This is a genomic window from Bacillus sp. 1780r2a1, from assembly GCA_024134725.1.
GTDB classification, from domain to species: domain Bacteria; phylum Bacillota; class Bacilli; order Bacillales; family Bacillaceae_H; genus Priestia; species Priestia aryabhattai_A.
In genome coordinates, this window is the sequence record CP099863.1 from 215,001 (window position 1) to 235,805 (window position 20,805).

Annotated in this window: 22 protein-coding genes, 2 tRNA genes and 2 rRNA genes (1 of these 26 cut by a window edge); 22 read left to right on the plus strand and 4 right to left on the minus strand. The window is 36.5% G+C overall.

All coding sequences use genetic code 11. The features are described from left to right. The 8 genes from NIZ91_01260 to tsaD form a co-directional block, all read left to right on the plus strand. Positions 1-254: ribosomal RNA gene (locus NIZ91_01260) — 23S ribosomal RNA — on the plus strand; it begins 2,681 nt to the left of the window's first position. Between the two features lie 111 nt (positions 255-365). Next, a 5S ribosomal RNA gene (gene rrf / locus NIZ91_01265) occupies positions 366-481 on the plus strand. A gap of 10 nt (positions 482-491) precedes the next feature. Next, positions 492-568, plus strand: a tRNA-Met gene (locus NIZ91_01270). Between the two features lie 3 nt (positions 569-571). Continuing rightward, positions 572-647 (plus strand) — tRNA-Asp (locus tag NIZ91_01275). A gap of 165 nt (positions 648-812) precedes the next feature. Further along, positions 813-1,298: a tRNA (adenosine(37)-N6)-threonylcarbamoyltransferase complex ATPase subunit type 1 TsaE gene (gene tsaE / locus NIZ91_01280; protein ID USY55359.1), complete on the plus strand. Its 486-nt coding sequence runs from the start codon at positions 813-815 to the stop codon at positions 1,296-1,298. Next, entirely contained in the window at positions 1,279-1,983 is a 705-nt protein-coding gene (gene tsaB / locus NIZ91_01285; protein ID USY55360.1) for a tRNA (adenosine(37)-N6)-threonylcarbamoyltransferase complex dimerization subunit type 1 TsaB, read from the plus strand. Before tsaE ends, tsaB begins: the two co-directional genes overlap by 20 nt. A gap of 4 nt (positions 1,984-1,987) precedes the next feature. Then, entirely contained in the window at positions 1,988-2,437 is a 450-nt protein-coding gene (gene rimI, locus NIZ91_01290; protein ID USY55361.1) for a ribosomal protein S18-alanine N-acetyltransferase, read from the plus strand. Continuing rightward, complete coding sequence (gene tsaD, locus NIZ91_01295) at positions 2,422-3,450, plus strand: tRNA (adenosine(37)-N6)-threonylcarbamoyltransferase complex transferase subunit TsaD (GenBank protein ID USY55362.1); 1,029 nt, start codon at positions 2,422-2,424, stop codon at positions 3,448-3,450. Before rimI ends, tsaD begins: the two co-directional genes overlap by 16 nt. 120 nt (positions 3,451-3,570) lie before the next feature. On the opposite strand, the gene NIZ91_01300 is transcribed toward tsaD, so the two are convergent. Then, positions 3,571-5,511 (minus strand): ABC-F family ATP-binding cassette domain-containing protein, encoded by a 1,941-nt coding sequence (locus NIZ91_01300; GenBank protein ID USY57060.1) that lies wholly within the window; start codon positions 5,509-5,511, stop codon positions 3,571-3,573. A gap of 275 nt (positions 5,512-5,786) precedes the next feature. Between NIZ91_01300 and NIZ91_01305 the strand changes: the two genes are divergently transcribed. The 3 genes from NIZ91_01305 to tatC are packed head-to-tail and all read left to right on the plus strand — an operon-like array spanning position 5,787 to position 7,423. Further along, the gene (locus tag NIZ91_01305; GenBank protein ID USY55363.1) at positions 5,787-6,431 is read left to right on the plus strand and encodes a redox-sensing transcriptional repressor Rex; all 645 of its coding nucleotides are present in this window, start codon (positions 5,787-5,789) and stop codon (positions 6,429-6,431) included. Between the two features lie 32 nt (positions 6,432-6,463). Further along, positions 6,464-6,646: a twin-arginine translocase TatA/TatE family subunit gene (locus tag NIZ91_01310; GenBank protein ID USY55364.1), complete on the plus strand. Its 183-nt coding sequence runs from the start codon at positions 6,464-6,466 to the stop codon at positions 6,644-6,646. Positions 6,647-6,661: 15 nt separating this feature from the next. Beyond that, the gene (tatC, locus tag NIZ91_01315; protein ID USY55365.1) at positions 6,662-7,423 is read left to right on the plus strand and encodes a twin-arginine translocase subunit TatC; all 762 of its coding nucleotides are present in this window, start codon (positions 6,662-6,664) and stop codon (positions 7,421-7,423) included. A 31-nt stretch (positions 7,424-7,454) separates the two neighbouring features. Here the strand turns inward: tatC and NIZ91_01320 are convergent, their stop codons facing one another. After that, a complete protein-coding gene (locus tag NIZ91_01320) occupies positions 7,455-7,688 on the minus strand; it encodes a YdiK family protein (GenBank protein USY55366.1) in 234 nt (77 codons plus the stop codon). Further along, positions 7,685-8,416 (minus strand): CPBP family intramembrane metalloprotease, encoded by a 732-nt coding sequence (locus NIZ91_01325; protein ID USY55367.1) that lies wholly within the window; start codon positions 8,414-8,416, stop codon positions 7,685-7,687. The genes NIZ91_01320 and NIZ91_01325 overlap by 4 nt, the downstream gene beginning before the upstream one ends. A gap of 299 nt (positions 8,417-8,715) precedes the next feature. On the opposite strand from NIZ91_01325, the gene groES reads away from it, so the two are divergent. The 7 genes from groES to NIZ91_01360 all read left to right on the plus strand — a co-directional run bounded on the left by groES (position 8,716) and on the right by NIZ91_01360 (position 15,515). Next, positions 8,716-9,000, plus strand: a complete 285-nt coding sequence (groES, locus tag NIZ91_01330) for a co-chaperone GroES (protein ID USY55368.1) — start codon at positions 8,716-8,718, stop codon at positions 8,998-9,000. A gap of 71 nt (positions 9,001-9,071) precedes the next feature. Further along, positions 9,072-10,703: a chaperonin GroEL gene (gene groL / locus NIZ91_01335; GenBank protein ID USY55369.1), complete on the plus strand. Its 1,632-nt coding sequence runs from the start codon at positions 9,072-9,074 to the stop codon at positions 10,701-10,703. 405 nt (positions 10,704-11,108) lie between these two features. Next, positions 11,109-11,792, plus strand: coding sequence for an RraA family protein (locus tag NIZ91_01340; protein ID USY55370.1), 684 nt, complete (start codon positions 11,109-11,111; stop codon positions 11,790-11,792). Positions 11,793-11,808: 16 nt separating this feature from the next. Further along, positions 11,809-12,687 carry a prephenate dehydrogenase/arogenate dehydrogenase family protein gene (locus NIZ91_01345; protein USY55371.1) on the plus strand — a complete coding sequence of 293 codons (879 nt, stop codon included), beginning with the start codon at positions 11,809-11,811 and terminating at the stop codon, positions 12,685-12,687. Between the two features lie 56 nt (positions 12,688-12,743). Further along, on the plus strand, positions 12,744-14,096 hold the full coding sequence (locus tag NIZ91_01350) for a TRAP transporter large permease subunit (protein USY55372.1): 1,353 nt from the start codon (positions 12,744-12,746) through the stop codon (positions 14,094-14,096). Between the two features lie 14 nt (positions 14,097-14,110). Next, a complete protein-coding gene (locus tag NIZ91_01355) occupies positions 14,111-14,386 on the plus strand; it encodes a hypothetical protein (GenBank protein ID USY55373.1) in 276 nt (91 codons plus the stop codon). A 277-nt stretch (positions 14,387-14,663) separates the two neighbouring features. Then, positions 14,664-15,515 (plus strand): MurR/RpiR family transcriptional regulator, encoded by an 852-nt coding sequence (locus NIZ91_01360; GenBank protein USY55374.1) that lies wholly within the window; start codon positions 14,664-14,666, stop codon positions 15,513-15,515. Positions 15,516-15,670: 155 nt separating this feature from the next. On the opposite strand, the gene NIZ91_01365 is transcribed toward NIZ91_01360, so the two are convergent. Continuing rightward, positions 15,671-16,327 carry a 2OG-Fe(II) oxygenase gene (locus tag NIZ91_01365; protein ID USY55375.1) on the minus strand — a complete coding sequence of 219 codons (657 nt, stop codon included), beginning with the start codon at positions 16,325-16,327 and terminating at the stop codon, positions 15,671-15,673. Positions 16,328-16,616: 289 nt separating this feature from the next. Here NIZ91_01365 and NIZ91_01370 point away from each other — a divergent pair, with 289 nt between their 5' ends. From NIZ91_01370 to NIZ91_01385, 4 genes are read left to right on the plus strand one after another with little or no spacing between them, the layout of a single operon-like run. Then, the gene (locus NIZ91_01370; GenBank protein USY55376.1) at positions 16,617-17,390 is read left to right on the plus strand and encodes a DeoR/GlpR family DNA-binding transcription regulator; all 774 of its coding nucleotides are present in this window, start codon (positions 16,617-16,619) and stop codon (positions 17,388-17,390) included. Positions 17,391-17,436: 46 nt separating this feature from the next. Further along, the gene (locus NIZ91_01375) at positions 17,437-18,189 is read left to right on the plus strand and encodes an ABC transporter ATP-binding protein (GenBank protein USY55377.1); all 753 of its coding nucleotides are present in this window, start codon (positions 17,437-17,439) and stop codon (positions 18,187-18,189) included. Then, the gene (locus NIZ91_01380; GenBank protein ID USY55378.1) at positions 18,182-19,801 is read left to right on the plus strand and encodes an ABC transporter permease subunit; all 1,620 of its coding nucleotides are present in this window, start codon (positions 18,182-18,184) and stop codon (positions 19,799-19,801) included. Before NIZ91_01375 ends, NIZ91_01380 begins: the two co-directional genes overlap by 8 nt. A gap of 17 nt (positions 19,802-19,818) precedes the next feature. Further along, positions 19,819-20,799 (plus strand): extracellular solute-binding protein, encoded by a 981-nt coding sequence (locus NIZ91_01385; protein ID USY55379.1) that lies wholly within the window; start codon positions 19,819-19,821, stop codon positions 20,797-20,799. Positions 20,800-20,805 lie beyond the last annotated feature (6 nt).

Genomic DNA, 20,805 nt, shown 5'->3' on the forward strand with positions numbered 1-20,805 from the left:
CTGTCCTTAGTACGAGAGGACCGGGATGGACACACCGCTGGTGTACCAGTTGTCTTGCCAAAGGCATCGCTGGGTAGCTATGTGTGGACGGGATAAGTGCTGAAAGCATCTAAGCATGAAGCCCCCCTCAAGATGAGATTTCCCATAGCGCAAGCTAGTAAGATCCCTGAAAGATGATCAGGTTGATAGGTCAGAGGTGGAAGCACGGCGACGTGTGTAGCTGACTGATACTAATCGATCGAGGACTTAACCAAATTAGAAAAGCGAAGGCGACTGTTCAATTGTGAAAGGAGCCGTAGCTAGACAGTAAACTTAGTACTCAGCAAACATGTTATCTAGTTTTGAGAGAATAATCTCAATTCATGTCTGGTGGCGATAGCAGAGAGGTCACACCCGTTCCCATGCCGAACACGGAAGTTAAGTTCTCTAGCGCCGATGGTAGTTGGGACTTTGTCCCTGTGAGAGTAGGACGTTGCCAGACTTTATATTATCGCGGGGTGGAGCAGTCTGGTAGCTCGTCGGGCTCATAACCCGAAGGTCGCAGGTTCAAATCCTGTCCCCGCAACCAAATGGTCCCGTGGTGTAGCGGTTAACATGCCTGCCTGTCACGCAGGAGATCGCGGGTTCGATTCCCGTCGGGACCGCCATGTAAACGAAACAAAAAGTTTCGTCTTTTTTTTTATATTAAAATTATGATCCTTAGGACTGTTCCTAGGGACTTTTTTGTATGTATATGCTGGATATGAGCAAAGAAGTGCGTATACAATAGAGGTATAAATTGATTTAGAGAGAGCAAAGTGAGGATTTGAAAAATGAAACCACTAGAAGAGTTTGTCATTCAATCTGCTTCTATTGAAGATACACAAAAGCTAGCGAACCGTCTGGCTTCGTTGTTAGCTAAAGGTGATGTTTTGTTACTAGAAGGAGATTTAGGAGCTGGTAAGACGACCTTTACCAAAGCCTTAGCAAAAGGCCTTGAAATTAAAAGAAACGTAAACAGCCCTACATTTACTATTATTAAAGAATATAAAGATGGACGATTGCCCCTGTATCATATGGATGTGTATCGTCTAGGAGAAGAGTTTGAAGATCTAGGCTTTGATGAGTATTTTGATGGTGATGGCGTTACCGTTGTTGAGTGGGCTCACTTAATTGAAGAGCAGCTACCGGAGGAATTTGTCCAGATTAATATTTACCATGATACGCCTAAAACACGTAAGCTTGTTTGTAAAGCCAAGGGCGCAAGATATATTGACCTATGTAAGGAGCTTTTTAATTATGAAAACATTAGCAATTGATACGTCAAACTTTGTAATGGGCGTCGCATTGGTTGAAGAGAATAAAGTAATTGGAGAAGTAATTACAAATTTAAAAAAGAATCATTCCATTCGCTTGATGAGAGCGATTGAATCATTGCTAGCAGATTGCGATACTTTACCAAAAGAATTAGATAAAATTGTAGTAGCGGAAGGGCCTGGTTCTTATACGGGTGTACGCATTGGGGTAACCGTCGCTAAAACACTTGCGTGGACGCTTAATATTCCTTTAGTTGGAGTATCGAGCCTTGAAGTGCTAGCTGCTAACGGCCGTTATTTTAATGGGCTTATCTCTCCGTTATTTGATGCACGTAGACAACAAATTTTCACGGGCTTATATCGTTTTAATAATGGAGAGGACTTACGTAAAGAAGAGAAAGACCAGCTTATTATTAATGAACAATGGGCTGAGAAATTGAAAGAATACAAAGAACCTATTTTATTTATTGGAAATGATGTTGAAGTGCATAAGGAAGTACTAACTAGCGTCTTAGGAGAACAAGCACTCTTTGCATCTGTTTTACAATACAATCCTCGTCCAAGTGAGTTAGCATTTTTAGGTATGAAAAAGGAATCAACACCAGTCCATGCTTTTGTGCCTAATTATATTAGGCTAGCCGAGGCAGAAGCAAACTGGCTAAAAGCACAAGAAGCGAAACATGAGTGAGAAAATGACTACGACAGTAAAGTTTCGTTTAATGAAGGTTGAAGATATTGATCAAGTTGTTGAAATTGAAAAACAGGCGTTTGCGACACCTTGGAGCAAAGAGGCCTTTTATAATGAATTAACTGCCAATCAATTCTCTACCTACCTTGTGATGGAAATAGATGAACAAATTATTGGATATTGTGGGACTTGGATTGTAATTGATGAAGCGCATATTACTAATATTGCTATACTTCCTAAGTATAGAGGAAAAAGATTGGGATATGCTTTGCTTAAAGCTGCGATGGATGTTGTGAAACAGCTAGGCGCACTTTCAATGACGCTAGAAGTAAGAACGTCAAATCATATTGCACAGTCATTGTACAAAAAGCTAGGCTTTGAGGCTGGCGGTATACGAAAAAATTATTATTCTGATAACAATGAAGATGCATTAGTTATGTGGGTGAAATTATGAAAAAAGAAAATGAAGTAATATTAGCAATAGAAACAAGTTGTGACGAAACGGCTGTTGCCATTATTCGAGGTGGCACAGAAATTATTGCAAACGTAGTAGCCTCTCAAATTGAAAGCCATAAACGATTTGGAGGAGTTGTACCTGAGATTGCTTCTAGGCATCATGTTGAACAAATTACAATAGTTGTAGAAGAAGCTCTAAATCAATCTAGTATGACATTTGATGATATTGATGCAGTCGCGGTAACAGAAGGACCTGGTTTAGTTGGAGCATTATTAATTGGTGTCAATGCAGCAAAGGCATTAGCTTTTGCTCATCAAAAACCCTTAATTCCTGTACATCATATTGCAGGACATATTTATGCAAATCAACTCATTACGCCATTGAAATTTCCATTACTAGCATTAGTTGTTTCCGGTGGACATACAGAGCTTGTTTACATGAAAGAGCACGGCCATTTTGAAGTGATTGGTGAAACAAGAGATGATGCAGCCGGTGAAGCATATGATAAAGTGGCACGTACGCTACAGCTACCATATCCAGGCGGTCCTCATATTGATCGTCTAGCTCAAGAAGGTGAACCTTTAATTGACTTACCCCGTGCTTGGTTAGAAGATGGATCATACGATTTTAGTTTTAGTGGTTTGAAATCAGCAGTTATCAACACTGTGCATAACGCAAAACAAAAAGGTGAAAATATTAATCCAAAAATATTAGCAGCTAGTTTTCAAGCTAGCGTAGTTGATGTTTTGGTAACAAAAACGGAAAAAGCTGTTCAAGAATACAAAGTAAATCAACTGCTCTTAGCGGGTGGAGTAGCTGCGAATAAAGGGTTGCGAGAGGCTCTACAGCAACGATTTGAAAAGTATGATGATGTAGAGTTAGTGATTCCACCACTATCTTTATGTACGGATAACGCTGCTATGATTGGAGCAGCAGCCAGCATTTTATATCGTAAAGATAGACGAGCAACGATGGCATTAAATGCGAATCCTGGGTTAGTGTTAGAATAGAGAATTGTGGATAATGTAGTGGTTATCCACAATTTTCAATCAATTTAGAATTAACTGTGGATAATGAATGTAATAAAGCCCATCACCAAAAGGTGTATGGGCTTCTTTTGTGTATAACTGTTAGCTTTCCTCAATAATTAGCTGAAGTTCTTCCCACTCTTCCATTAATGTGGATAACTCTTGTTGAAAAGTTTGGTTCTCACTGTTTAAACGCTGAGATTCTTCATGATTTTGGTAAATTACTGGGTCGCATAAAAGCTCTTCATTTTGCTCTAATTGTGCTTCTACTTCAGCAATGCGTTCCTCGATCTCTTCAATTCTTCTTTTTCGCTGCCTTAGAAGCTTTTTTTGTTCCTTATCTTGTATATATGATGTTTTGACACTTTTCCCTACAGATAACTCTTCAGCCATGTTTGCTGCTTCAAGCTCTCTTCGTTCTTCCATTTCTGCTTTTTTCTCAACGTAGTAGTCATAGTCTCCTAAAAACTCTGTTGTGCCCTCTGCAGACAATTCGATAACCTTGTTGGTAACTCTGTTGATAAAGTAACGGTCATGGGAAACAAATAAAAGTGTACCTGGATAAGAGATTAATGCATTCTCCAATACTTGTTTACTATCTAGGTCAAGGTGGTTGGTAGGTTCATCTAGAATTAGAAAGTTTGCTTTTTGCATCATCAGTTTTGCTAAAGCGAGTCTTGCTTTTTCTCCACCGCTTAATGTGGAAACAATCTTTAAGACATCGTCACCTGAAAATAAAAAATTACCGAGCACAGTCCGAATTTCTTTTTCAGTAGTAGTAGGATAGTCGTCCCATAATTCATTGAGTACAGTTTTGTTAGACGTCAAATTTGCTTGTTCTTGATCATAATAGCCTACTGCTACGTTAGAACCAAATTGGATTTCTCCTGAAACAAAAGGAAGTTTATTCATTAAGCCTTTTAACAGAGTGGATTTACCGATCCCGTTTGGACCTACCAAGGCAATGCTATCCTGACGAGTAGCACGAAGGTTAATGTTTTTTACAATAAACTGATTCTCTTCATATCCAATGGAGAGATTGTCAGCTTTTAGTACTTCATTTCCACTTTGCCGCTCAATGTCAAAGGAAAAGTTTGCACCTTTCTCACCATCGTTTGGCCGATCCATTAGCTCCATACGTTCTAGCTGTTTACGTCTGCTCTGAGCTCGCTTTGTTGTTGAAGCTCTAGCGATATTTCTCTGAATGAAATCATTAAGTTTTGCTACTTCATCCTGCTGTTTTTCAAATTGTTTCATTTCACGCTCGTAGCGTTCAGCTTTTTGTGTTAAATAATTTGAGTAGTTACCAGGATACTTATAAGTGGTTTTTTGACTTACTTCATAGACTTGTGTAACCACTTTATCAAGGAAGTAGCGATCATGCGATACAATTAGGATAGCACCATCGTAGTTTTGTAAAAATTGCTCTAACCAAGCCAATGTTTCAATGTCAAGGTGGTTGGTAGGCTCATCCAGAATTAATAAATCAGGTTTAGTTAATAACAGTTTAGCTAAAGCCAGTCGCGTTTTTTGGCCACCGCTTAGTGTAGAAATTGGGGTGGAATAGTCGAAGTTTGAAAAGCGAAATCCGTGTAGTATTGAACGAATATCAGCTTCATATTGGTATCCACCTAGATCTTTAAAGGAAATTTGAAGCTGATCGTATTCCTTTAAGAGCTTTTCATAGTTAATAGAATCGTGCTGATAAGAAGGATCCCCCATTTTTTCTTCAAGCTTTCTTAGTTCTTTCTCCATTCTTTGCAAAGGCTTGAAGACGGTTAACATTTCGTCCCAAATAGATAAAGTGGATTCTAACACCGTATCTTGTCCCATGTAGTCAATCGTTGTTTCTTTTGGTTTCATAATCTCTCCACTGTCGTAGGAAAGTTCACCAGAAATAATTTTTAAAAGCGTTGATTTACCTGCTCCGTTTCGACCAACCAGTGCAATGCGGTCTTTAGATTGAACTTCAAGTTTTATATTTGATAAAATCGGGTCTGCCCCGTAATATTTCGTAATTCCGTTTAACTGTAGAATAATCATCATTTCACCTCTACTCATTTCGACATAGTGTATTTTAACATATTTTTAAGACGGAAGTATGAATACGTGTATGGCATAAGCATTTCCATAAAATTATGTGTAGAATTCATTATTACCACACAGACTGTGTTAAAATAAACTATAGACTACTGTTCATGAGTGAATAGAAGATTCACTTAATGGAAGCGCTATCTAGTTTAAAAAGAGAATCTTGCTAATTTAAGCGGAGATTTGAACGATAGCCATTATATCTATCGTAATTAAGGGGGCACAAGATGAATACAGAAAACTTAAAAATACCACAAGCTACAGCAAAGCGGTTGCCGCTATACTATCGTTTTATTAAAAATCTACATGCTTCTGGTAAGCAACGTGTATCGTCAGCAGAATTAAGCGAAGCAGTGAAAGTAGACTCCGCAACAATTCGTCGCGATTTTTCCTATTTTGGAGCCTTGGGTAAAAAGGGATATGGCTATAACGTCAATTATTTACTGAGCTTTTTTCGTAAAACATTAGATCAAGATGAGGTAACCAAAGTTGCTTTAATTGGCGTTGGTAATCTAGGAACAGCCTTTTTAAACTACAATTTTATTAAAAATAACAATACAAAGATTGAATTTGCTTTTGATGTTATTGAAGACAAGGTAGGCACTCACGTTGGAGACGTACCTGTTTACCATTTAGATAAGCTTGAAGAACATATGACGGAGGATATTTCCGTTGCAATTCTAACAGTTCCAGCTACAGTGGCACAGCAAATTACGGATCGCTTAGTTAAATGTGGGATTAAAGGTATTTTAAACTTTACGCCTGCACGCTTAAATGTGCCAAGTTCGATTCGTCTACATCATATTGATTTAGCCGTAGAGCTTCAGTCATTGGTTTACTTTTTGAAAAATTATCCTGAAAATAATATATAATAGAATATATACGTAATAAAGGAGGGAAAACCATGGGATTAGGTGCAGGTAGTGTTATCTTAATTGTAATTTTTGCATTGCTAATTTTTGGACCGAAGAAACTTCCAGAGCTTGGTCGAGCTGTAGGCCATACGTTAAGGGAGTTTAAAAGCGCCACTAAAGGAATAATGGAAGATAACGAAGAAGAGGGTAAGAAGAAAGAACGAAATCAATAGAGGAATGATTGACATATGAACGAACAAGAAATGTCTGTATATGATCATATTGGTGAACTGCGAAAACGGATTTTAATCGTCGTCTTTTTCTTTTTTATTGCTACAATCGGCGGTTTCTTCTTAGCAGACCGCGTCATTATTTATCTCCAATCAGCGGACGAGGCAAGCTCGTTAACAATGAATGCATTTAAATTGACGGACCCTGTTAAGATTTATATGCAGTTTGCGTTTGTCATCGGATGTGTTGTTTCTGCTCCTATTGCACTCTATCAATTATGGGCATTTATAAGTCCAGGGTTGTATGATAAAGAGCGAAAAGTAACTCTTGGATACATTCCAATTTCAATCATCTTATTTCTTACTGGTATTTCGTTTGCTTACTTTGTTCTCTTTCCTTTTGTGGTAGAGTTTATGATTCGAATAGCAGATAAGCTAGATGTTAACCAAGTTATTGGTATTAATGAATACTTTTCATTTTTATTTCAGCTTACACTACCGTTTGGTTTATTGTTTCAGTTACCTGTTGTCATTATGTTTTTAACAAGACTGGGTATTGTAACGCCACAGTTCCTAAGCGGTATCCGGAAGTATGCTTATTTTGTGCTATTAGTCATAGCGGCTTTTATTACACCTCCAGAATTGCTATCACATCTAATGGTTACAATTCCTTTATTTATCCTTTATGAAATTAGCATTATTATTTCTCGTATCTCTTATCGTAAAATGTTAAAAAATAGGCAGGAATATGAAGAATCTGTTGAAATGCCTTCTGAATAACGAAAAAAGCCCCTTATAACAGGGGCTTTCTTTATTTCTGAGAATCATTGCTATTTGACTTTTTATATTGCTCTTGAAGCTTTTTAATCTTGCGATGCAATGAAAAGATTCGAATGGCAAAGCGAAAGTCAAAAGCAGCGACTAAGGCAAATAAGATTGTTGGCAAGGTCCATACGGTGGTATCGACGCTTAAAATAGCTAAATACGTAAAGAGGATTCCCATAATTAAGTAGATAAATCCTCTGGTTAGAGGGATGTTATTCATAAACCAAGTCCTTTAATAATAAATTGTAGCTGTTCAGCTTGCTTTTGAATTTCCATAATTTCATCAGCAAAAATTGTTTGGACTAATACAACGATCGTGTTCATTAAGACATGAGCGATAATTGGAACAATAATTAGCTTCGTTCTTGCATATAAAAACGCAAATACAAACCCCATAGCTGTGTAAATTAATAAATGTTCAAAATCCCAATGGACTGCTGCAAATATAAGCGAACTAATAAAGGCTGAAATAAAGAAATTATATTTACGATATAAAGAACCAAAGATGATTTTGCGGAAGATAATCTCTTCTAAAATTGGTCCAATAACGGATGTGACAACAATTAATAAAGGCGTAACTTTCACTAAATTCAAGATCATTTCCGTATTTTCAGAACCGGGTTCAATACCAAATAAGTTCATTTCAATCATGGCAGCTACGGATTGAGAAGCCATTGCTAAAAAGATGCCAAAGATGGACCAGAAGATAGCTGTTGGTAAGCCAGCATGTTCATGCCTCATTGACATTTCACGCTTTAACAACACAAGTACAATTATTAAAGCCAAGCTAAAGCTGGTGATTGTCCAGTAAGTCATTGCAAGCTGTCTAGCTACTCTAACAGGTTCGTCATTAAACAGTCCAAGCGATAATAATAATGGAATGCCTAAAATTCCAGAAAACTGCATGATGATATAAGTCAGTACGATATAACCATAGCGCTTTTCCAATCTTCCATACTCCTTTAAAAGGTTTTTTATGTATCATTGTCGAAGAACATGTAGGGAAGCTTTTTGATATGTTTCTTCTTGTTCGTATTGTAACATACATATTATATGAGAGATAAAAGAATGCCTTCTTTTTATGTGGGTATGAGTAGTATGAGTTGAAAAAGGATTTTTTAAAATTTTTTGTGTTTAATACTTGCAAAAAAAAGCCACTTTGTTTTAATATAATAAATGTGTTAGCACTCGATGAGGTTGAGTGCTAATAAAATGTAAAAACATATTATTTGAGGAGGTTGTTTCACTTGTTAAAGCCATTAGGTGATCGCGTAGTGATTGAACTTGTAAAATCTGAGGAAAAAACAGCAAGCGGTATCGTATTACCAGACAGCGCTAAAGAGAAACCACAAGAAGGTAAAGTTGTTGCTGTTGGTACAGGTCGAGTATTAGAAAGCGGTGAGCGTGTAGCATTAGAAGTAGCTGCAGGCGATCGTATTATCTTCTCAAAATATGCTGGTACTGAAGTGAAATACGAAGGTACTGAATACTTACTTTTACGCGAAAGCGACATTTTAGCTGTAATCGGCTAATTATTCATAACGACTTTTAATTTAATATATGTACAATAGACTATTTTTAAACAATTAGGAGGATGAGTCAAATGGCAAAAGACATTAAGTTTAGCGAAGAAGCACGCCGCTCAATGCTACGTGGTGTAGATACATTAGCAAATGCTGTAAAAGTAACGCTTGGACCAAAAGGGCGTAACGTAGTACTAGAGAAAAAATTCGGTTCTCCATTAATTACAAATGACGGTGTAACAATTGCAAAAGAAATTGAATTAGAAGATGCATTCGAAAACATGGGTGCAAAATTAGTAGCAGAAGTTGCTAGCAAAACAAACGACGTTGCTGGTGACGGTACGACAACTGCAACAGTTTTAGCACAAGCAATGATTCGTGAAGGTCTTAAAAACGTAACGGCTGGTGCAAACCCAATGGGTATCCGTAAGGGTATGGAAAAAGCAGTAGCAGTAGCGATTGAAGAGCTAAAAGCAATCTCTAAACCAATTCAAGGTAAAGATTCAATTGCGCAAGTAGCGGCTATCTCAGCGGCTGACGAAGAAGTAGGTCAATTAATCGCTGAAGCAATGGAGCGCGTTGGTAACGACGGTGTTATCACGCTTGAAGAGTCTAAAGGTTTCACAACTGAATTAGAAGTTGTAGAAGGTATGCAATTTGATCGTGGATATGCATCTCCATACATGGTAACTGATTCAGACAAAATGGAAGCTGTATTAGAAGATCCATATATCTTAATCACAGATAAGAAAATTGGTAACATTCAAGAAATCTTACCAGTATTAGAGCAAGTTGTTCAACAAGGTAAGCCACTATTAATCATTGCTGAAGATGTAGAAGGTGAAGCATTAGCAACATTAGTTGTGAACAAACTTCGCGGTACATTCACAGCGGTAGCAGTTAAAGCTCCAGGCTTTGGTGACCGTCGTAAAGCAATGCTTCAAGACGTTGCGATTTTAACTGGTGGTGAAGTAATCACTGAAGAACTTGGTCTTGACTTAAAATCTGCAAGCATTGAGCAATTAGGTCGCGCTTCTAAAGTTGTGGTAACAAAAGAAAACACAACAGTTGTAAACGGCGCAGGCAACGCAGAAGAAATTTTAGCTCGCGTTAACCAAATCAAAGCTCAGCTTGAAGAAACAACTTCAGAGTTCGACCGCGAAAAATTACAAGAGCGCCTAGCGAAGCTTGCTGGTGGTGTTGCTGTAATTAAAGTTGGTGCAGCTACTGAAACAGAATTAAAAGAGCGTAAATTACGTATTGAAGATGCATTAAACTCTACTCGCGCTGCGGTTGAAGAAGGTATCGTAGCTGGTGGTGGTACTGCATTAGTAAATATCTACAATAAAGTTGCTGGAATCGAAGCTGAAGGCGACGTTGCAACAGGTATCAACATCGTATTACGTGCGATTGAAGAGCCTGTACGTCAAATCGCTCATAACGCAGGTCTAGAAGGATCAGTAATCGTTGAGCGTCTAAAGGGCGAAGCGGTTGGAACTGGATTCAACGCTGCAACTGGCGAATGGGTAAACATGCTTGATTCTGGTATCGTTGACCCAACAAAAGTAACGCGTTCAGCACTTCAAAACGCTTCTTCTGTAGCGGCTATGTTCTTAACAACTGAAGCAGTTGTTGCTGACAAGCCAGAAGAAAACGCAGCTCCTGCAATGCCTGATATGGGCGGTATGGGTGGAATGGGCGGCATGATGTAATTAAAGGTTTAAAACCTTATTATATCAACGTCTAAAACGATGATATGTTTTTCTTGTCTTCGGAGTTGTTTTCGTTTTATAAAACATGGCAACCCTGTGATAAAATAAAACAGCTAATTATAAAAAAGCCTCTCAACAGTTTTTTAACTGTTGAGAGGCTTTTTATTTTAGCTATAATTCCTTTTTAACTTTAAATAGTTTAAATTTTTAAAAAATGTTTACACCAAGAAATAACAATGTTAATATTTTGTTTAAGAAGTAAAAATTTTTACTTTTATTATCAATTGTTGTTATTTTTATTACAAATGAAAGTGATCTAAAACTTTTATTTGTAAGCGTTATCAGATTGGTGGGGGAACAGAGCTGGAAATTCAAAAAATATTTAAATTCGAGGAGTGTATGCACGTGAGTTATACAGCACCGCTTTTGTCTCAAGAAATTATTATGAGAGCTAAGAAATTGAATACAACACTTATATCAGATGCCTTAGGATGTACAGGTTCAATGGATTATAGGGTTAAGCCAGTATCCTCAAATATGCATGTAGTTGGTACAGCATTAACAGTTGAAATGAGAGCGGGGGATAACTTGTTTTTACACCAAGGAATATACTGCGGGGGCGAAGGGTATGTGCTTGTGGCAGATGGAAAAGGGCACGTTGAAAACGCTTATTTAGGAGAGTTAATGGCTAAAGCAGCCAAAGCAGTTGGTATCGAAGGGATTGTCATTGATGGTTTAGTCAGGGATAAAGAAATGCTTAGTGAAATAGGACTTCCCGTTTATGCAAAAGGCTTCATTCCTAATGGGCCGTTTAAAGATGGTCCTGGTGCTATTAATATACCAATATCTTGTGCTGGCGTTACGGTTCACCCAGGCGATTTAATAGTTGGTGATGATGATGGTATAGTGGTTGTTCCTCAAGAGAAAGTGGAAGATGTACTTTTGAAAGCAGAAAAAAAGCTTGAATACGAAAAAAAACGTTTACAATTGATTGATAACTATGAGGAAAGTGAAAGCCAAGAAAAAACAGATAAAACAAGTATCGCACCAGAATGGTTAGCTGAAAAAATCAAAGCATTTGAATACTAAAGGAGGCAAATGAAACATGAATTTAGGATTTATCGGATTTGGTGAAGCGGCCTTTGAATTAGCATTTGGCCTCAATGAACAAGGGATTAAAAAAATAAAGGCATATGATCCGCTTTGGAATATGACAGAATATAGTAATCTCATTCAAGATCGAGCTAAAGCAGCCAACGTTACAATATTAGAGTCACCTGAAGAAATAATGAGAAGCTCCGAAGCGGTCATTGTTGCAGTCCCTGCAGACAAGGCATATGAGGTAAGTAGACAATTAGTATCATACGTTAAGGGTAAGTGCCTTTATATTGATGTTTCAGCAGCTAAGCCCACTATTAAAAAACAAATAGCAGCAAACGTAAATAGTGTTGGCGGGGAATTTGTAGATGCCGCTATGATGGGGCCTTTACCAGTTTATAAACATAGAGTACCTATTCTAGCAAGTGGTAATGGTACTGATACTTTTATTGAAAAAATGTCCATATATGAAATGAATATTGAGAAAGTAAGCGAGCTACCTGGTGAAGCAACAGCCGCTAAATTGATAAGAAGTATTTATATGAAAGGAATCGTTGGCTTATATATTGAATTATTAGAGGCTGCTCAACATTACAATGTTGAAAATCTTGTTATCGATTCATTAAGTGAGACCATTAACGGAAAAAGCTTTGAAGAAACAATGAATCGCCTTGTGACGGGAACTGCCCTTCATGCAAATCGACGTTCTATTGAGCTTGGGGGCACAATTGATATGCTAGAATCAGCTCAGATTGATTCTAGCATATCAAAAGCAGCAAAAGCTAAAATTGAAAAGCTTGCTTTACTAAATTTCAAAGAAAAATATCAAGGGCAAAAGCCAGAACATTGGAAGCAAGTCATTGAAGCATTTAAAGTAATCACATAAAAATAAGATAATAATACGAAGCGGTATTTATAAAAGTGGTGAAAGAAGGTGTAGACATGGGGGTTGGAATTTGGGCGTTACTTGTATTTATTGGTATAATTGTGTTTTGGAATCTAGTACTTAAACGTAATATTGCAGAGGCAATGCTTGCTGGGTTTATTGCAACTGCTTTGTTCGGTGGGACGGAATTTTTCGATTTAATATGGAATGGTCTTCTCTTTGCGGGTACAAATGATGTTTTGTACGCATCTGTAGCATTTGTATTTATGGCATATGTTATTGATCACACTGCCATTATTGCTAGTCTTGTAAAAATACTGAACTCTCTATTAGGACGTCTACCTGGGGGAGCTGCATACGTTGATACAATTGCATCAGGAATAATGGGAACGCTTGCAGGTTCAAACTCAGGGAATACAGCTACTACGGGCTCTATTACTGCGCCGTGGATGGTGCAGTCCAATTTTAGTCGGGAGCGAGCTGCTACTATTGTAGCTGGTAATGGTGGCCTTGGTGCAGCGTTACCACCTAGTGCATCAATGTTTATTATGCTTGGATTTGCCCCTATTGCAGCCGTCGTGTCAGAAGGGGATTTGTATGTAGCTTTATTTATTGCGGGAGTATACCAAATAATTTATCGTATATTTCTTATTATGTATTTTGTTAAGCGTGATAATATTAAAGCGGTTTCACCGGAATTTATTCAGCCGTTAAGAGAAGCGTTAAGTACAGGTTGGAAATCAACATTGATTTTTTTGGGCGCATTAATTCCAATTGTAATTACAATTGGACCTCTTGCTAAAAAACTTATGGAAAATCAAAATATCGGCAGTGATGCAATGGAAAGTATTTCATTAATCACATGGATACCAATTCTAATTATCTTCATTAGCATGATGGTTGGATGGACTAAATTACCAAAGACAGCAAAGGGTTGGAATAACTTTTTAAATAAAGCGATTCCCCGTTTTTCCACAATAGGAGCACTACTTGTTTTTGCTTATGCTTCTAGCCAAGTGTTGACTGATTTAGGTCTTGCTGAAGATTTAACAGCTGTCATGGACTCTATTGCAATTTCTAAGTGGTTAATGGTTCTGGTAATTTCCCTTCTTGTAGCTTTAGTTGCTGGTCCACTTTCATCCACAGCTACATTAACCGCTATTGGAATGGTGGCTTTTGCAGCAATGGTATCAGCTGGAGTTGATCCTTTACTTGCAGTAGTTGCAATTCTTGTTTTTGCTTCAACAGAAGGTGCATCGCCACCTGCTTCTGGATCAATATTTATTGCGGCTTCCCTCGCAGGTGCGAGTCCTGAAAAGACTTTCGTTCCTTTAATTTTATATTATGTTATTCCAATTTTATTGATTGGTTATTTCATTGCAATGGGCTTCTTGCCAGTATTAAATTAGAGGAGAGTGAAAAAATGAGAAATATCATTGCTTTTTTATTTAAAACTTGTCTTTTGCTGTTTTTAGCTGGCGGAACCTGTTTAGTCTTTGGTCAACTGGCAGGAATCCTGTTTCAAAAAGGTTATTTAATACAGAAATCTTGGGACATATTTGCTACTCCAACCTTTATGATTAGTGCATTAGCTGGAATACTTGGCTTTATTCTCGGATATCTCCCCAATGAAAAATTAAATGAAGGACATGCTTATTCTTCAGATGAATTTGATGAAAAATTAGAGCATGTTCGTTAGGAAAAAGAAAGCAGACGAATTATAGAAATATCGTCTGCTTTCTTTTTTAGATGAAATTTCAATTATTTCTATTTGCAGCTAACTCATTCTCTTTATAAGTAACTGTATAAAATCACTATTATATCTAGATTTTTTGTTGAACAAGGTAATTTTTAGTGTAGCTATTTCTATGAGAATAATATGCTTTTTTTACAAGAAAGGAAAATCGTGATAATATTTTCTCAGATGAAAAAAGGTGGAAAAATTAACACATTACCCAATTGTCTGGAGAGATAATATGGAAAATCCTATTGTGAAATTACAACAAAGAATTGGTGAATTAACGGAAACACAGCGAAAAGTAGCAGACTACATTATTAAACATCCGCTTGATGTAGCTTTTTTGACCGTAGATCAATTGGCAGGAGTAGTAAAGACAAGTACAACAACGATAATGCGGTTAACATTTAACCTTGGGTATTCAGGTTACACTGAATTTCAAAAAGGGCTTCAAGAAAATCTAAGAAACCAAGCTGCTCCTCAAACAAGACTTGAAGCAAATATAAAGGGAATTAAAGAAGCCGATTTGTGGGGGCGCTATGCAGAAAGCCAGATTAGCAATATCCAAAGTACCATTGATGTAATTTCCAACGAAGTGCTTGAGGATACACAAAAAGCAATCTTATCAGCAAATCGAATTATTTGTACAGGCGTTAGAAGCGGATTACCGGTTGCACAGTATTTGACGCATGGATTAAACAGGCTCTTTGGGAATACCAGTCTATTTATAGCCGATTTAAGTGATTGGGCAGATAGCATGGTTGGCCTGGACGAGAACGATTTAGTAATTGCGATTAGCTTTCCAAGATATGCTCGGCGGATTATTGACCTTACCCGAACGGCCAAAAACAATGGTGTGAAAATCATTTCAATTACTGACAGTTACTCGTCTCCGCTTGCTTCTCATTCTGATATAGTACTGCCATGCAGTTCAAGCAGCATTGCTTTTCATAATTCAGTTGTATCATCAATGTTTGTAGCAGATTATATAATCAGCGCTTTGGCAATTAATTATCCTGAACGAACGAAAAAACGCCTTGATAAGGTGAATGCAATTCTGATGGATATGGACTATCATTCGTTGAATTAATTTGAGGTTGATTAGGAATATGTCTTGCTTTCCTTTGATCAATATGGGCTTCTCGATAAATTAAAGGCTAAATATTAATTTAAAAAAGAGTTAACAAAATACAAGGCCTGCTCACTTGAGCAGGCCTTGTATTTTGTTACATAGCAAGATAACATTTATCGAATTCTCTGCTTACGCATCCACTGAGTTGCTACCCACTTTTCACCTTTTACAACGGGTGCACCGCCGTGAAGAGTTAAGTCGTTAAGTTCTTGATTTGTATAGAAGTATTCAAAGTATACGGCCATACCTTTTTTCGGCGTAACGGAAAACCCGAGCTTTGGAAAATAAGTGTCGCCGCCTTCTTCTACATCATTTAAATACATAACGAGCGTGCTGATTCGATTGTTCTTCGCGGCTTTGCTTGTAGGAGCGAAGTAATCATGGTGTGCTCGATATTCTTGATCTGGTAAATAGTTTAAAATTTGAAGCCCCTCAGCATGGCTAGTTGGAATGCCCATGATTTCTGAGGTGCGCATTTCGATTTTCTGCACAAGTGGATTCTCGCTTTCGTCGAAAAACATCCCGCTGCTTGTACGGATATTATTAACTTCACGTGAAGCTCCAATTTTAGAGCGCTGCATCTTATCTTTAGATAGCTGAATTAGCTCATCGCATTCTGCGTCGCTTAACACATTGTCTAGTACGAGAATGAGCGGCTCTTCTAAACGAGCTATGATATCAATCTCTTTATCTCTTACTATAATTTTATTACCTACATGATTAAAGATTGTTTGTTCTTTTGTTACTAAAGATTCTTGATCTAAATCCATCTTTCTTCTTCTCCTCAAAAAAGACTTATTTTTCCGAAATCTAATGTAGTATGCTTGGAATCGCTTACTGATAAAAATTATATCACGGTTCTTGAGAAACTTCCTCTAAACGGTTGCAATAGAATTATGGTGAATTTCTAACTGTAGTAAAGTTAAAAATTCATTCATGTGAAAAAAACAATACATATTCACATAAAACAACACAATATCACAATTTGTTAACAACCTATTAATAAATGCTTTACAAATCTTTTTTATAATTGAGCTAGAAGGAAAGGGAGAATACACTATGTCTTTATTAGCTGAGGAAAGAAAAAAAAGAATTATAGAACTTATTAATAATGAAGGTCAAGTGAAGGTGAATGAACTTGCCAAAAGGTTTCATGTATCAGCAGAAACAATTCGTCGGCACTTAGAAGAGTTGGAAAATGAAAACAAAATCAAAAAAGTTCATGGTGGAGCAGTAAGAATTGAAGAAGGCTTAAGCGAGTTATCAATGTTTAAGAGAAGAATACTTCATATAGATAAGAAGATGATAATTGGTTTAAAAGCTGCGTCACTTGTTGAGGATGGAGATGTAATTTTTATTGATGAAGGAAGTACAACATTACAGATGGCTAATTCAATAAAGGTCAAAAGTAATGTTACCGTTATTACCAACTCATTTCCATTTGCTGTCCAGTTGATGGAGCAAGAAGGTGATAAAAGTGGCTTTAAAGGAAAGGTAATCTTCCTAGGTGGATATGTAAAGGGAAATCATTTTCGTACAGCAGGTTCTCTAGCTGAAAAAATGGCAAAAGAGTTTTTTGTAGATAAAGCTTTCATATCAGTTGATGGAATTGATGAACATGCAGGAGTCACGAGCTATGATTTAGATAAATGCCTCCTTTCTAGTATCTTTATCAATAACTCTAAACAGTCTTATGTTTTAAGTGACTCTTCAAAGATTGGGCGTATAGCCACTTACAAAATTCAAGACTTAGAAGAGGTTGATTACATTATTACCGATATGACCAATGAAGGACTTGGAATAGAGAAATCGAAATGGATTAAAGCAAACTAAGTTGAAAATTTAAAAGCCGTTTACATCGTAACTGGAGGTGAGTTGTTTGCTAAAGTTAGAGCAAGTTAGTAAACAGTATCAGAATAAAGTAGTTTTGGATAATATCAGTATAGAAATTAATAAAGGTGAAATTATTTCATTACTTGGGCAGAGTGGAAGTGGAAAAACCACATTATTGAATATTATTTTAGGGTTAACTAAGATGGATAAAGGTAAAATTTTTTTTGAAGGTCAAGATATGACAAGTGTCAAAATGAAAGATCGTGGGTTCAACATTGTATTTCAGGATTACGCCCTTTTTCCACATCTAAATGCATACGAAAATATTGTGTATGGTTTAAAAAATAAAAAGGGAATGGTGACAGAAGAGCAAGTAGCAGATTATGTCAATTTTCTTGAATTAAAGGCTCATCTTAAAAAAAAGATTAATGAATTATCTGGGGGGCAAAAGCAAAGAGTGGCATTAGCGAGAACGCTAGTGATGAAGCCAAAGCTTTTACTTCTTGATGAACCCCTAAGCGCACTTGATGGTGTTATTAAAGAATCTATAAAAGAAAGAATTAAGTCTATTGCCAAAGAGTTACAGTTAACAATCATTATTGTCACTCATGATCCAGAGGAGGCACTTACGCTGTCTGATAGGATTCTTATTATCAATGAAGGCAAAATTGCTCAATTTGGAACACCTCATGACATTATACATCGTCCTCAAAATGAATTTGTAAAAGGATTTATAGTAAACCAGCTGCAGATTAAAAGGCAAAATATCTTTACTTTATTTGGTGAGCAGTATGCTTAATGCACGTACTGAAATGAGAGCTATATATGGAGTCACTTTAACCATATTTGTATTATTTTTGGTGTTGCCAATTGGAGTCCTTTTGCTGAATTCTTTTCAAAGTACCAAAGGATTGAGTCTAGATAATTACTTCAATATGTTATCAAATAATGAATTAATAACAGCTTTTTTTAACAGTATTAAAGTCTCTAGTTTGACAGCATTGATTACGACCATTCTTGCATTTTCTATTGCATATGCTTTACATTTCACAAATATCTGTAAGCCGTTAAAAAGTATGATTAGAGCAGGAGTCGTCATTCCAATGCTTTTACCTACAATTACATATGGATTTGCCATCATCTATTCTTTTGGAAATCAAGGCTTAATTACACAAATTCTAGGAAAAGCACTATTTAACATTTATGGGTTTAACGGGTTATTGTTAGGATACGTAATCTATACATTACCACCAGCTTTCCTGTTAATGCATAATGCGTTTGTATATATAGATAAAAAATTTATAGTGGTTAGTACTTTGATGATGGACAGACCTGGGAGAAGCTTTTATAACACTATTTTGCGTCCAATGTTGGGTACGATAGGGGGGGCAGCGGTTCTTTCTTTTATTTTAAGTTTTACTGATTATGGAATACCTGCATCCATTGGAGGAACATACTCGGTTATTGCGACGCAGCTTTATCAAGTAATGCTAGGCTCTATACCTAACTTTAATAATGGAGCTGTAATAGCTGTATTAATGCTTGTACCAGCAGCATTTTCTGTTATTTTATTAAAGTATTTAGATCGATTTAATTTTCACTATGATAAGTTTACTCACATTGATATTGTTCAGAACCGAATTAGGGATGTTCTTTTGGGATTATTATCTATAGCTGTAGTAGGGGCAGTAATTTCAACTTTTCTAGTAATGTTTATTGCACCGTTTCTGGTTAATTTTCCTTACAATTTGACTTTTACGTTTGAACACTTTACGACCGTTTTTTCAACAAGTAATTTATATGAAGTCTACACAAACTCTGCCATTGTTGCTAGTTTTACAACAGTTCTAGGCATTGTTATTGTCTATAGTGCAGCTATTTTAAATGTGAGAACAAACTTAAAAGGAAGAGGAACTTTTGACATTGTCTCAATGGTTACAAATACGTTACCAGGTATGGTACTTGGACTTTCGTACTTGCTATTATTCAATGGAAGTAGCCTTAAAGGGACATTTATTATCATAATATTCTGTAATATAGTCCATTATTTTACAGCACCTTATTTAATGGCAAAGAACTCCTTGTCTAAAATGAACCCTACATGGGAAATAACCGGTGGTTTGCTGGGAGACAGCTGGTTTAAAACAATTTATCGAGTTATTTTGCCAAATTCGCTTTCAACTATTACAGAGATGTTTAGCTATTATTTTATTAACTCAATGGTAACCGTAAGCGGAGTTATCTTCCTAGTATCTGCTCAAACATCTCTTGTATCAAGCAAGATTAAAGAATTACAGCATTTTGCTAAGTTTAATGAAATATTTGTACTATCGTTATTAATTTTCGGTACCAATATTTTGGTTAAATGCATTTGTGATTATATTCAAAAACGGCAGTTTAAAAAAGCTTAAGAAACAGAGGTGTAGAGATGAAAAAGAGATTATTCATTATGTTAATTGGATGCTTAGTTATTATGGCGGGATGTGGAAATAAAGCAACCAGTGGTAATAACGATCAGATTGTTATTTATTCCAACGGAGATGAAGAGGCAATACAAGCAATGGAAACATCGCTAAACAATGCTGGTTATGAAGGCCAATATGTCATTCAATCCCTCGGTACTTCTGAATTAGGAGGGAAATTAATGGCTGAAGGCAGTGAAATAGAAGCAGATTTAGTTACGATGAGTTCTTATTTTTTAGAAAGTGCACAAAAGAAGAATGAAATGTTTAAACCTTTAGAATTTAAAACAAATGCAATTAATAAGTACCCTGATTTTTATACGCCTGTTTTGGCTATTACAGGATCAATATTCTTTAATACTGAAATGATAAAGCAAGAAGGGTTAGAGGTTCCGAAGTCGATTAAAGATTTAGCAAAGCCTGAATACCAAGGGTTAATTTCTATTCCAAATATCATAGATTCTTCAACAGGATGGCTAATGGTTCAAGCAATTATTAGTGAATATGGGGAAGAAGAAGGAAAGAAAGTAATGGAAGGGATTGTAAAAAATGCAGGGCCGCATTTAGAGAGTTCTGGATCAGGATCAATTAAAAAGGTACAAGCAGGAGAAGTGGCTGTAGGCTTTGGTCTTCGTCATCAAGCAGTGGAAGTGAAAAATTCTGGAGCACCTATTGACTTTGTTGACCCTGCCGAAGGCAATTTTTCTATTACAGAATCGTTGGTGGTAATTGATAAAGAAAAAGAGAAATCTGAACTGGCAATGGAGATGGCAGAAGTTATTACAAAAAATGCTAGAGAAGAATTAATTAAGTACTATCCAGTTCCTTTGTATGAGGGCGAAAAAGTGAGTGAAGAAAATAAAGCAACTAATAATAAAGTATTTGAAGAGCCATTAACTATAGAGCTTCTTGAAAAACATCAAGCATTTTTTAACTCTGCTAAATAAAAGGAG